Raw genomic sequence first — 12,847 nt, 5'->3', positions numbered from 1 at the left:
GTACTGGGGGTCTCGTGAACGGTGTCGTGAACGGTCTCCGAGCGGTCATTGTGTGCCTGGTGATCGCGTGTGCCTCGATGGTGTCGCCCGCTCTTGCTGTGACGCCGAGTTGGTCGGCGCTGCCGGTGCCTGCGGCGGCCCCGCCGGTGACAGTAAAGGATCTCGCCGCCCGTGGGCCGGGCGAGGCGTGGGCCAGCGGGTACGAGCACGCCGCCGACGGACTGCGGCCGATGCTGTACCGGTGGGACGGCACGGCGTGGAGCCGGGACACGACCTTCCCCGGCGCCGGTGAGCCGGGCTGGCTCGGCGAGGTGCAGTTCGTCGGCGAGGAAGTGTGGATCTTCCACAACCGGGCGGGAGTTGGAGAGATCCTGCGCCGGTCGGCGGGCGGGTGGAGTGCCGTCCCGCTGCCGCAGACCCTGTGGACCTACCAGGACTTCACCGCCGTACCGGGTGCCGCCTGGGTGGTCGGTGAGGACGCCACCGGACTGAAGGTGTTGCACTACGACGGTTCCGGCTGGACCACGCAGGCCACCCCGGACGGTGTGCTGTACCTGATGGGGATCACCGCGCGCACGGCCACCGACGCCTGGGCGTGGGCGGACACCAGCACCGGGACCGGGACCACCGTCCTGCGCTGGGACGGCACGATATGGCGGGACGCGAAGGTGCCGCTGCCGTCGAACAGCAACGTGCACACGCTGCTGCTCGAACCGTCCGGCCGGGTCACGATCGGCGGCAGCCAGTACACCGACGGCGTGGCCCGCACCTACCTGATGACCTTCAACGGGCATGCCTGGCACACCAGTTACCCACCGCTGGGCGACACCTTCACCGAGGCCATGGTGCGCGGCCCGGACGGCGCGCTGTGGCTTCCGGTGCGCAGCGATCGCGCGTTCCAGTCGAAGTACGCGCGCGTGGACGGCCGCCGCACCACCTTCTCCTACGGCCCGGAGCGCACGAACGCCATCGACGTCAAACCGCGTGCACTGGCGAGGACCGGGTCCTCCCTGCTGTCCTTCGGAACCGTCGAGATCTACGGCTCGAAACCGAACCTGATGAGCGAGCGGCTGGGAGGCTGACCATGGCACGCAGACTTCTCGTCGCGGCCCTCGCTGCCGCCATGACCGTCATCGCCATCATGTCCTCGGCCGCGGCGGAAACCGTGTCCTGGCAGCACGTTCCGGTCCCGGCACAGGTACGCCCCCAGGCCGCGCTGAACGAGGCCGTCGCGTTCGGTCCCGACCGGGCGTGGGCGGTGGGTGCCGACGCCGTCGGCCGCGAGGCGCCGGGCTTCCCGCTGATGCTGCGCTGGGACGGAACCGCGTGGCAGCGCCAGAGCCTGCCCGGGGTCGGCTGGCAGGGAGAGCTGCTGTCCATCGCCGCGACCTCACCGACCGCTGTCTGGGCGGTCGGCCGTGACTCGGCGGGCGGCGCCCACCTGCTCCGCTACGGCGGCACCGCCTGGTCCGAGAGCCGGGCGCCGCGCGGTGTGGCGCTGACCGAAGTCGTCGCCGGTGGCGGTGAGACCTGGCTGATCGGTTCCCGGGACGGCGCGCAGGTGTTGCTGCGCTGGGACGGGCGCGGCTGGCGGGATCTGCCGGTGCCACCGGGATCCGTGTACGGCTTGCACATCCTGGCGGCCGACGACGTCTGGGCCGCGGGTGCCACCGGCTCGGGTGCGGCCGTGTCGCACTGGGACGGACAAGCGTGGCAGCAGACGATCGTGGATGGGTTCCCTCGGTCGGCCGTGGGCAGTGTGCTGGCGGTCTCGCCGACGGAGGTGTGGGCGGGTGGCACGGCCGGGTTTGTCGGAGGCCCCGTGGGCCGGCCGATTCCGCCGCTGCTGGTCCGCTTCGACGGGCAGGCGTGGAGCCGGGTGTCCTTGCCCACCGACTTCGGCGGGATCACCTCACTGTCGCCCACCGCGTCCGGCGAGCTGGGCTGGGTCGCGGTGGCCCGCTCGCTGAAGTGGGGCCCGCCGGGCAGCTCTCCGCCGCTTGTCGCCGGGCCGGATTTCCTTGCCTGGAACGGAGAGTCGTTCACCGAGTACAGCGAACCGGCGGTGGTCGGTGAGGGTGACTCCTCGGTGCTGCGGCTGGCGCCGGTGCCGGGCACGGAAACGGTGTGGTCGGTGGGCCGCGCGGACGGTCCCGAGGGCACCTTCGCGCCGCGGATCCTGCGGTTCGGCTGAGACCTCCGGCTGAAACGGAGGGTGAGGACCGGGGCGCCGTCGCCGCGGGCTCATGGTTCGACGGGGCCGCCCAGGCCGGTCAGGGCGCCGACCGGGTCCAGGTCCGGGGTGCCGCGGGGCCACCAGTCGTCGTGGCCCGGTTCCGATTCGTAGGCGTACCAGAGGCCGTCGCGGCCGAGGCGGAGCTGGACATGGCCGCGGGGGTGGGTGAGGCGGTTGCGCCAGGGGCGGAAGGCGGGGAGATCGGCGGCGAGGAGGAGCGGGCGGGCCCGGTCGAAGCGGCCGGCCGGCGGATCCCACGCCTCTTCCAGTACGGCGAGTCCCTCCGCGCCGCCCTGGCGCCACGCGGCGACCGCCCGGGCCAGTTCGGCGGGCGTGCGGTCGGCGGCGGAGGCGAGCGAGGAGTACAGGGCGCGGGTGCCTGCGGTGAGGCCGGAACCGGGGCGGGCCGCGGCGAGCCTTACGGCGTCCTGCCACAGCGTCAGCTCCGCGAGCGGGTCACGTCCGGTGCCGAGCAGCGCGTGCGCGCGGGCGGCCGCGTCGGTGGCCAGTTGGTCCAGCGCGAACGGGTCCGGGCCGCCCGGCGCCGCCGGATAGACCGGGGGCTGCTCGGGGTACGGCGGAACGGGCAACGGCGTTGGGAGAGGCGGGAGTTGGCGGGGCGCGAGAGCCTCGCTCGCCCGCACGCCCGGCAGCGGCGCCGGCTCCTGGTCCTGCGCGGCACGGGCCGCCCTCGCGGCGCTGAGGCGGGACAGCGCGTCGAGCAGCTCACGCTCACCGCGGCCACGCAGCAGGAGCAGTACGAAGGGGTCGGCGTCGAGCAGACGTGCCGTCTGATAGCAGAGGGCGGCCGCGTGCTTGCAGGGGTGCCCGGAGTCCGGGCAGCTGCAACGGGGGTCCAGATCCCGCGGCCCGGGCAGCAAAGGCACCCCGCACTCGGCGAGGGAGTGCGGCATCTCCTTGTCGAGCAGCGCGGCGATATGCCCCGGCCGATCGGCGGCGGCGTCCAGGAACCGCTCCCACTCGGCGTCGTCGAGGGTCCGCAACCGCACCTGCACGCGGTACGGCCGAGGTCGGCTGCCCTTCACATACGCGAGGACCAGCCCGGGCGTAACGGTGATGGCATCCACATGCCCCTGCTCGGCATACCCACGCCCCCGCGCGAGCCGCTTGGCATCGAGCGCCCCTTCTTCCAGGGCCGCCACCCAGGCATTGCCCCACCAGGTCTCGGCAAACCCGACGTCGCCGGACCCCCGGGGCGGAAAGGCGGGGAAGGTACGCCGGAGGTCGCTGTCCCGGGAGGGGGCGGCCATGGTGCGGGGGAGGCGGGGGGCGGTCGGCCTGGCGTCCTCGCGGTCGGAGGTGTTGAAGGGCGGGGTGAGTGCATGGCCGGGCGCCGCGTCCGCAGCGGACGAAGGGGAAGCGTCGTCGGCCGGGCTGTCTGCCCTCCCCCGGCCACCTCTTGAGACCGAGCCGCCACCACGCGGGGCCGCCCGGCCGGCGTCCGAGGCCGCCGTCCGATCCGCGCGGCTCTCTGACAGAGAAGGGTCGTCGCGGTCCCGGAGGACGCCCGCGGCGGAGCCGGTCTCGCTGGGCTCCTCCTCCGGCAACTCCGCCTCGGCGGGCAGCCGGAAGGCGTCGGTGAGCAGCTCCCGCAGGGCCCGTGCCCGGACTGCGGGCGTGTCACTGCTCGTCGGGTGCGCGGGACGGCGGGGAGTACGCGCCGGCCCGGCGCCCGTGTTCGCGGGGTCCGGCTCGGTCTGGCGCCTGTCCCGGCGCGCGGCACGCAGCGCCTCCCGTGCGACATCCGCGGGGCGCGCCGCGGGTTGGTCAGCAGGGCCCGTGCCCTGTGCGGGTGCGGGCGTGCCTGCCCCGGCAGACGTATCGGCGTGCTGCGTGGCGGCGCGCCGCAGTGCCGCGCGTGCCTCGTCGGCCGGATGGGCCTCCTGCTTCTCGGCCGTCGCCTCGGGCGCCCCCGCGCCCTCCGCCGGCTGCAACCCCGTCCCCTCCGGCGCTTCCGCTCGCTCCCGCGCCGCCCGCAACGCGCGTCGGGCCTCCTCCGACGGGCGGGGTGTCATGACGTCCTCCGCAGGGAGACCAGGTCGGACAGCTCACGGTCCGTCAGTTCCGTGAGGGCCGATTCGCCGGAACCCAGGATCGCGTCGGCCAAAGCCCGCTTGGACTCCAGCATCTCGGCGATCCGGTCCTCGATCGTGCCCTCCGTGATGAGGCGGTGGACCTGGACCGGCTGGGTCTGGCCGATGCGGTAGGCGCGGTCGGTGGCCTGTTCCTCGACGGCCGGGTTCCACCAGCGGTCGAAGTGGACGACATGACCGGCTCGGGTGAGGTTCAGACCGGTGCCGGCCGCCTTCAGGGAGAGCACCAGGACCGGGGTCTCGCCCGCCTGGAAGCGGTCCACCATGCGTTCGCGCTCGGGGATCGGTGTGCCGCCGTGCAGGAGGTCCACGGGGACCGCGCGGGAGGCGAGGTGGGAGGTGATCAGACGGGCCATCCCCACGTACTGCGTGAAGACCAGCGCCGAGCCGTCCTCCGACAGCAGCGTGTCCAGGAGTTCGTCCAGCAACGCCAGCTTGCCCGAGCGGGTCACCAGGGCCTCGGCCACGGCGGGTTCCTTCAGGTACAGCGCCGGGTGGTCGCAGATCTGCTTGAGCGCCGAGAGCAGCTTCAGGACCAGGCCCCTGCGCGCGATGCCCTCCGTCGTCTCGATGGCGAGCATCGACTCCCGCACCACCGCCTCGTACAGCGCGGCCTGTTCGCGGGTGAGCGGCACCGGATGGTCGGTCTCCGTCTTGGGCGGCAGCTCAGGGACGATCCCGGGGTCGGACTTCTTGCGGCGCAGAAGGAAGGGCCGCACCAGTCGCGCCAGCCGCTCCACCGCCTCCTCGTCCTCGCCGTTCTCCACGGCACGCGCGTGCCGGGCGCGGAAGGACTTCAGGGGGCCGAGCAGTCCCGGGGTCGTCCAGTCCAGCAGGGCCCACAGCTCGGAGAGGTTGTTCTCCACCGGTGTGCCGGTGAGCGCCACCCGCGCCGGGGTCTCAATCGTGCGCAGTGCCTTCGCCGTGGCCGAGTACGGGTTCTTCACGTGCTGTGCCTCGTCCGCGACGACCATGCCCCAGGCCTGCTGGGCGAGGACGGGCGCCGCCGACCGCATGGTGCCGTACGTCGTGAGGACGAAGCCTCCGGCCAGGTCGTCCAGGGTGCGGTCGGGGCCGTGGAAGCGGCGGACGGGGACGCCGGGCGCGAAGCGGATGATCTCGCGCTGCCAGTTGCCGAGCAGGGAGGCCGGGCAGACCACCAGGGTCGGTTCGCTGCGGGCCCGCTTCAGGTGCAGGGCGATGAGGGTGATGGTCTTGCCGAGTCCCATGTCGTCGGCGAGGCAGCCGCCGAGGCCGAGGGAGGTCATGAGGTCCAGCCAGGCCAGGCCCCGGAGTTGGTAGTCGCGCAGGGTGGCGTCCAGGCCCGGCGGCGGCGCGGCGGGGCGGACGCCCGCCGTCAGCCGGTCGCGCAGGGCGGCGAGGGCGCCGACGGGCACCGCCTCCACCGACTCTCCGTCGACCTCCGCCGTGCCGGTGAGGGCGACGGAGAGCGCGTCGACCGGGTCGAGCAGGCCCAGTTCGCGCTTACGGGCCTTGCGTACGAGGGCCGGGTCCACCAGCACCCAGTGGTCGCGCAGCCGGACGACCGGGCGGTGCGCCTCGGCGAGCGCGTCCATCTCGGCCTCGCTGAGCGGTTCCCCGCCGAGCGCCAACTGCCAGCGGAACTGGAGCAGTTCCTCGCTCTCGAAGAAGCCGGTGCCGTCGGTCGCCGAGCCCGGGGCGGGTCGTACCACCGCGGCGGCGGTCAGGTCCTGGGCGAGGTCCCGGGGCCAGTGCACGCCAACGCCCGCCGCCGCGAGCCGGGTCGCCGCCACCCCCAGAAGATCGCCCAACTCCTCGTCGGACAGGGCCAGTACGTCGGGCACGTCCTGCTCGGCGAGTCGGTCGAGCGGCGGCCAGACGCGGGCCGCGCGGCGCACCGCGAGTGCCGCGTCGACCCGCGCGCGGGGGCCGAAGGCGGTGTCCGCCGCGCCCGCCCACAGTGCCGCCGCGTCGGCGACCAGGGTGGGGTCGGCGAGGCTGTGTACCTGGACGATCGCCGCGCCCGCGCTGCGGACGCCCTCCTCGGCGTCGAACAGCTCATGCGCCGACAGATCCAGGCGCAGCGAGATCCTTACGCCCGCGTCCATCCCGGCGGCGACCTCGGCGGCCCAGTCGTGGGCCTCGGGCAGGCGCTGCGGGCGGCGGTCCGCGAAGGGCTTCCCGGAGGCGTGGGGAGCGGCCGGGGTGCGGGGCAGGGTGTCCGCGACCGCGTCCAGGAAGGAGCGCATCAGCGCTTCCGGCTCGGGCAGCCGGAGCGGTCCCGGCCCCGGCAGCGGGACCGCGTGGCCTTCGTGGGGCAGGGCGGCGGCGATGGCCCGCAGGTGCGCGATGTCGTCCGGGTCGAGGGGTCCGGCCCGCCAGGCGTCGTGGCCGGTCGGCGTCAGTCCGGGCAGGAGCCGACCGCGCGCGGTGAGCCGTAGCGCGTGCTGGGCGGCGGCGCCCCAGGCGGCGGTGGCGGGGTGGGCGGCGGGGTCGCGGCGGGCGCGCACGAGGAGGGGCAGCGCGGCGTCGAGCGGGAGGGTCAGCGCGGGGGCCGGCCTGCGGCGGACACCGGAGCCGTGTCGCCGTACGACCGTCAGCTCGGTGGGTTCCGGGCCCACGGGCAGGGGGCCGTCCTCGGGGTCCCAGAAGGCGATCCGGCCCTCGCGTGGGAGGGGCGCGGGCAGGAAGACGGCGGCGAGTCGCACGGGGACGGCCTCCGCCGTACGGAGACCGCCTGCTTCAGCCGTGTGACTCATACTTCCTGCCACCTCCCGCCCCTGAGTCGGATCAGACGTCTTCGACTCTACGGGCGGGGTCTGACAATTGGCCCCGCCCACCGGCCCGGGAGGGGCCCTAGGGAACCGTGCGGGAGACGACGTAGACCATGGGATACGTCGGGTTGCCCGTGTTCACCACGATGTCCTGGGTGGGCGCTGGGTTCTTCTGCTCGCGGACGATTCCGAAGTTGGTGCCGGGCCGGGAGCCCTCGCCCGTGAACTTCCAGCCGGTGACCTTCTGGTCGCGGGCGCCGATCGTGACGTCGTCCCGCTTCAGGTCGTCCCGGCTCAGTCCGAGGCCGGCGAGGAAGGTGTCCAGACCGGCGTGCGTGGTCTGGAACTGGACGTAGAGCCGGCTGGTGCGCCAGTTGTTGGTCTCGTAGTACGCGACCTGGTTCGCGGGGTGCGGGATCGGCACCTGGTAGAGGCGGCGCTGGACCTTGGACGGCCAGCCCTCGGTGAGTCCCCTCGCCGAGTACTTCGCCTCCTTGTCCTTGCCGCTGTCCCGGCTCTGGTTGGCGGAGATCACCAGGTAGCCGGCCGGGACGCCGATGAGCAGCCCGATGATGAGCAGGGTGAGCGCCCTGCGGCGGAACTTGTGGCGCCGGTCCTCGGCGGGCCGGGACGGCTCGTCCGCCGGGTCGGCCTGACGGGGCAGTTCAGCGGTCACGCGGGCCCCTGCGACGCACGGCGGGACGACACATACCGCTCGTAACGCTCATGGCGCTCCACCCGGCGCCGATTGGCGCGCCGGAAGCGGCGGGCGACCAGCCGGGCGAGGTCGGCGGCGCCGACCATGCCGGCCTCGGGGCCGAGCTGGGCGCGCGCGATCCGGGCCTCGGGGCGGTAGCCGCGGCCGGTCAGATGGCGCTTGAAGGCCTCCCGCGCGGGGGCGATCAGCAGGTCGTCGGCGGCCGAGACGCCTCCGCCGATGACGAAGCAGGACGGGTCGAGGGCTGCCGCCAGGTTGGCGATGCCGACGCCGAGCCACTGGCCGATGTCCTGGAGCAGCTCGATGCACATGGCGTCGCCCTCGCGGGCCAGCTCGGTGATCATCGGGCCGGTGATGTCGGAGATGTTGCCCTTGACGTGCTCGATGATCCCGTACGCCACCGGGGAGTCGGCCGCCGCCAGTTCACGTGCCTCGCGCACCAGCGCGTTGCCGGAGCTGTACTGCTCCCAGCAGCCGCGGTTGCCGCACGGGCAGCGGTGGCCGCCGGGCACGACCTGCATATGGCCGAACTCACCGGCCACGCCGAACTTGCCGCGCTTGACCTGCCCGTCCTCCAGGATCGCGCCGCCGATACCGGTGCCCAGCGTGATCATCACCAGGTGGTCCTCGCCGCGGCCCGCGCCGAACCGCCACTCCGCCCAGGCGGCGGTGTTGGCGTCGTTGTCGACCAGCACGGGGACGGCCAGGCGCCCGGCGAGACGGTCCCTGAGCGGCTCGTTGCGCCAGGACAGGTGCGGGGCGAACAGGACGCGGTTGCGGTCGGCGTCGACCCAGCCGGCCGCGCCGATGCCGACGGCGTGCACGTCGTGGCGGTCGGACAGGTCCAGGACCAGTTCGACGATGGTGTCCTCGACGACCTTGGGGCTCTTGGACTTGTCCGGGGTCTCCGCGCGGAGCTTCTCCAGGATGTTGCCGTCGGCGTCGACGACGCCGGCCATCACCTTGGTGCCGCCGATGTCGATGCCCACCGTAGGCACGCGGGGTGCGGTCAGATGTGACCGCCGCTCCCTTGTGCCGACGGTACGGAGCGCCGGGGCGCGGCGGGAGCCGATGGGGGCGTTGAAGGTGCCGTAGGTGCTCATCAGGCCCGATTCTGCCTCACCGCCGACCCCGGTGCTGTACAGGGAAACAATGGGGTGGTTCATGGTGTACGCCGTCTACAGGCCGTATGTGGCTGGTCGCGCAGTTCCCCGCGCCCCTAGGCACGTTTCAGTTCATGGCGTAGATCGTCCAGCTCGTTTCCGCCTGCCATCTGCCTCGTCAGCTCGTCCAGTGTGGTCTCGTCCCGCGTGTGATTCCCCACCATCGCGCCCCTCTTCAGCAGGACGAAGCGGTCGCCGACCATATACGCGTGGTGCGGGTTGTGTGTGATGAACACAACCCCCAGGCCCTCGTCCCGCGCGGCCGCCACGTACTTCAGGACCACCCCGGACTGCTTCACGCCCAGCGCCGCCGTGGGTTCGTCGAGGACCAGCACCTTGGCGCCGAAGTAGACCGCTCGCGCGATGGCCACGCACTGGCGTTCGCCGCCCGACAGGGTGCCGATGGGCTGGTCGACGTCCCGGAGGTCGATGCCCATGCGCAGCAGTTCCGCGTGGGTCGCCCTCTTCATGAAGTCGACGTCCATGCGCTTGAAGGGGCCCACGCCCTTGCGGGGTTCGGAGCCCAGGAAGAAGTTCCGCCAGACCGGCATCAGGGGTACGACGGCCAGGTCCTGGTAGACCGTGGCGATGCCGCGGTCCAGGGCCTCGCGCGGGGAGGACAGCTTCGTCTCCTCGCCGTCGAGGCGCAGGACGCCGCCGTCGTGCTGGTGCAGACCCGCGATGATCTTGATCAGGGTGGACTTGCCCGCGCCGTTGTCGCCGAGGACGCAGGTGATCTCGCCCGCCCTGACCTCCAGGGAGACCCCTTCGAGGGCGCGGATATTGCCGTAGTGCTTGCTGACGTCCGCCAGCTCGACGAGTGTCACTTGGTGGCCTCCGCGCGCTTGCGGACCCAGGCGTTGAGCAGGGTCGCGAGGAGCAGCATCGCTCCGAGGAAGAACTTGAACCAGTCGGGGTTCCACTCGGCGAAGACGATGCCCTTGCTGGTCATGCCGAAGATGAAGGCGCCGACCGCCGAACCGACCGCGCTGCCGTAGCCGCCGGTGATCAGACAGCCGCCGATGACGGCGGCGATGATGTAGATCAGCTCGTTGCCGACGCCCTCGCCGGACTGGACGACGTCGTACGAGAAGAGCAGGTGCTGGCCGGAGATCCAGGCGCCGAATCCGACGCCCATGTAGAGGCCGATCTTGGTCTTGGTCACCGGGACGCCGACCGCGCGAGCCGCGTCCTGGTTGCCGCCGACGGCGAAGATCCAGTTGCCGGCGCGGGTGCGCAGCAGGATCCAGGAGGCGAGGGCGACCAGGCCGATCCACCACAGGATCGTGATCTTGAAGTCGACGTCGCCGATCGTCAGCGTCGAGGCGAAGACGTCGCGCGCGCTCTCGAAGCCCTCCATGTCGGCGATCGACTTGGTCGAGACCGTGCCGTCGATCAGCTTGGTGAAGCCGAGGTTTATGCCGGTCAGCATCAGGAAGGTGCCGAGCGTGATGATGAAGCTCGGCAGTTTGGTGCGGGTGAGCATGATGCCGTTGAAGGCGCCGATGGCCAGGGTGACCAGCAGCGAGACGCCTACGCCGACCCAGGTGTTGGCGGTCATCTGGTAGCTGAACATCGACGACACGAGGGCCGACGAGGTCACCATGACGCCCGCGGACAGGTCGAACTCGCCGCCGATCATCAGCAGGGCGACGGGGACCGCCATGATGCCGATCGTCGAGGAGGCGTACAGGACCGTGCTGAGGCTGGCGGCGCGCAGGAAGCCGTCGGCGACGAGCGCGAAGAAGACGAAGACGGCGATCGCGCCGACGACCGAGCCGAGTTCGGGGCGGCTCAGCAGCTTGCGGAGGGGGGAGGTTTCGAGGAGTCGCTCGTCCACCGTGGTCGCGGTCATCGGGTGCCCCGCTCGGTGTACTCCTCCAGCGCGGCGGCCTGGTCCTTGGTGATGATCTGGGGACCGGTGAGCACCGGCTTGCCGCCGCCGAGGACATCGTCGTTGTACTTGTACAGCCACAGCAGGTCCACGGCCTCGTAGCCCTGGAGGTACGGCTGCTGGTCCACGGCGAAGCCGAGGGTGCCGTCCTTGAGCGAGGCCGCCACCTTGGCGTTGAGGTCGAAGGTGTCGATCTCGGCGTCGCTGCCGGCGCCCTGCTTGGCCTTGACAGCGGTGTCGGCGTACGGGGCACCGAGCGTGACGACCGAGTCGATGGAGCTGTCGGCCTGGAGCTTGGCCTCGATGGCGGACTGCACGTCCGGCATGCTCGTGCCGGTGACGTACAGGTCCTGGACGGTGCCGTCGAAGGTGTTCTTCACGCCGTCGCAGCGCTGTTCGTGGCCGACGTTGCCCTGCTCGTGCAGGACGCAGACGGCCTTCTTGCGGCCGCGCTTGTTCAGCTCCTCGCCGACGGCCTCGCCGGCGATGGTCTCGTCCTGGCCGATGTGGGTGAGCGCGCCGAACGCCTTGGACTCCTCCGAGCCGGAGTTCACGGTGATCACCGGGATGCCGGCCTTGCGGGCGCGTGCCACGGCCGCCTTCATGGCGTCGGGCTTGGCGAGGGTGACGATGATTCCGTCGACCTGCTTGTCGACGGCGGCGTCGACGAGCTGCGCCTGCTGCTGGGCCTCGTCGTCGTGGGAGTACAGGAAGTTGATGTTGTCCTTGACGGCGGCCTGCTTGGCGCCGTTCTGGACGATGTCCCAGAAGGTGTCGCCATCACCCGAGTGGGTGATCATCGCGAAGGTCCAGCGGGGGGTGTTCACCGCCGCCTTCCCCTGGGCCGCCGCTGCCTTGCGAGCGTCCTCGGCGCGTTTGCCGCCGGTGCTGCTGCATCCGGCGAGGGAGACGCAGAGTGCCCCCGCCAACGCGATCCCTGCCCAGGTCCGAAACCGTGCCACGAGGACGTGCCCTTCTTGCTGTGTTCAGTGGTGCGCGTGGGCCCGGTGACATCGGTGATCTCACCAGACGCAAACGCCCCAGTATCGAACACAGGCATCCTGCGTCGCGTGACCGGGGAGCGCGAGTCGGTCGCATTGTCCGGACATTGCGACGAACTCGGGCCCCTTGGAGCAGGTGATTACGGCCTTACGAGGAGCTGGAACTCGAACGAATAGCGGCTCGGCCGGTAGATGTGGTCGCCGAACTCGACCGCCCGGCCGGTGTCGTCGAAGGTGGTGCGCTGCATGGTGAGCAGCGGGGCACCCTCGTCCTCGGTGAGCCGCTCGGCCTCGGCGGCGGTGGCGGAACGGGCGCCGATGGACTGGCGGGCACTGTGCAGGGTGATCCCGGCGGCGCGCATCAGCCGGTAGAGGCCCGTGGCCTCCAGCTGGGCGGTGTCCAGGTCGAGCAGTCCGCCGGGCAGGTGGTTGCACAGGTACGCCATCGGCTCGCCGTGCGCGAGGCGCAGCCGCTCCACATGGTGTACGTCGCTGCCCTCGGCGACGCCGAGCGCGGCCGCCACTTCGGCGGAGGCCGCGACGACGGTGTTGACCAGGACCTTGGTGGCGGGGCGCTGGCCCGCGGCCTCCAGGTCGTCGTAGAGGCTGCTGAGCTCCAGGGGGCGCTTCACCTGGCTGTGCACGACCTGGGTGCCGACTCCGCGGCGACGGACCAGCAGGCCCTTGTCGACGAGCGACTGGATGGCCTGGCGGACGGTGGGCCGGGAGAGGCCGAGCCGTGCGGCGAGTTCGATCTCGTTGCCCAGCAGGCTGCCGGGGGTGAGCGCTCCGTGCTCGATCGCGGCCTCCAGCTGCTGGGACAGCTGGAAGTACAACGGCACCGGGCTGCTCCGGTCCACACTGAGGTCGAGCGACACGGTCGGGTCCACTTCTGGTTTCGGCACGGGGCGAGCGTAGCTCCGTGGCCGGTTGACGGGAAGTCGTGTAGTTCGATTGTCCGGACA

At 72.0% G+C, this 12,847-nt stretch carries 10 protein-coding genes; 2 read left to right on the top strand and 8 right to left on the bottom strand.

Annotated elements, in window-relative coordinates:
• The first annotated feature begins 26 nt into the window (after positions 1 to 26).
• Together OHT76_RS34385 and OHT76_RS34380 are read left to right on the top strand one after the other, a co-directional pair.
• Positions 27 to 1,082, top strand: a complete 1,056-nt coding sequence (locus OHT76_RS34385) for a hypothetical protein (RefSeq protein ID WP_328874755.1) — start codon at positions 27 to 29, stop codon at positions 1,080 to 1,082.
• 2 nt (positions 1,083 to 1,084) lie between these two features.
• On the top strand, positions 1,085 to 2,194 hold the full coding sequence (locus tag OHT76_RS34380) for a hypothetical protein (protein WP_328874754.1): 1,110 nt from the start codon (positions 1,085 to 1,087) through the stop codon (positions 2,192 to 2,194).
• 50 nt (positions 2,195 to 2,244) lie between these two features.
• Here the strand turns inward: OHT76_RS34380 and OHT76_RS34375 are convergent, their stop codons facing one another.
• From OHT76_RS34375 to OHT76_RS34340, 8 genes are all read right to left on the bottom strand, one after another.
• Positions 2,245 to 4,272, bottom strand: a complete 2,028-nt coding sequence (locus tag OHT76_RS34375; protein ID WP_328874753.1) for an SWIM zinc finger family protein — start codon at positions 4,270 to 4,272, stop codon at positions 2,245 to 2,247.
• Positions 4,269 to 7,091: a DEAD/DEAH box helicase gene (locus OHT76_RS34370; RefSeq protein WP_328874752.1), complete on the bottom strand. Its 2,823-nt coding sequence runs from the start codon at positions 7,089 to 7,091 to the stop codon at positions 4,269 to 4,271. Before OHT76_RS34370 ends, OHT76_RS34375 begins: the two co-directional genes overlap by 4 nt.
• A 97-nt stretch (positions 7,092 to 7,188) precedes the next feature.
• A complete protein-coding gene (locus OHT76_RS34365; RefSeq protein ID WP_328874751.1) occupies positions 7,189 to 7,782 on the bottom strand; it encodes a sugar kinase in 594 nt (197 codons plus the stop codon).
• On the bottom strand, positions 7,779 to 8,927 hold the full coding sequence (locus OHT76_RS34360; protein ID WP_328876695.1) for an ROK family glucokinase: 1,149 nt from the start codon (positions 8,925 to 8,927) through the stop codon (positions 7,779 to 7,781). The genes OHT76_RS34365 and OHT76_RS34360 overlap by 4 nt, the downstream gene beginning before the upstream one ends.
• 116 nt (positions 8,928 to 9,043) lie before the next feature.
• A complete protein-coding gene (locus tag OHT76_RS34355; RefSeq protein WP_328874750.1) occupies positions 9,044 to 9,814 on the bottom strand; it encodes an ATP-binding cassette domain-containing protein in 771 nt (256 codons plus the stop codon).
• A complete protein-coding gene (locus OHT76_RS34350; RefSeq protein WP_328874749.1) occupies positions 9,811 to 10,842 on the bottom strand; it encodes an ABC transporter permease in 1,032 nt (343 codons plus the stop codon). Before OHT76_RS34350 ends, OHT76_RS34355 begins: the two co-directional genes overlap by 4 nt.
• Positions 10,839 to 11,843, bottom strand: coding sequence for a sugar ABC transporter substrate-binding protein (locus OHT76_RS34345; RefSeq protein ID WP_328874748.1), 1,005 nt, complete (start codon positions 11,841 to 11,843; stop codon positions 10,839 to 10,841). Before OHT76_RS34345 ends, OHT76_RS34350 begins: the two co-directional genes overlap by 4 nt.
• A gap of 179 nt (positions 11,844 to 12,022) precedes the next feature.
• The gene (locus tag OHT76_RS34340) at positions 12,023 to 12,760 is read right to left on the bottom strand and encodes a GntR family transcriptional regulator (RefSeq protein ID WP_328876694.1); all 738 of its coding nucleotides are present in this window, start codon (positions 12,758 to 12,760) and stop codon (positions 12,023 to 12,025) included.
• Positions 12,761 to 12,847: the final 87 nt, after the last annotated feature.

Source organism: Streptomyces sp. NBC_00287 (genome assembly GCF_036173105.1).
Taxonomy (GTDB): domain Bacteria; phylum Actinomycetota; class Actinomycetes; order Streptomycetales; family Streptomycetaceae; genus Streptomyces.
The sequence above is the reverse complement of the archived record's forward strand: the minus strand, read 5'-3'. Positions and strand labels throughout refer to the sequence as shown.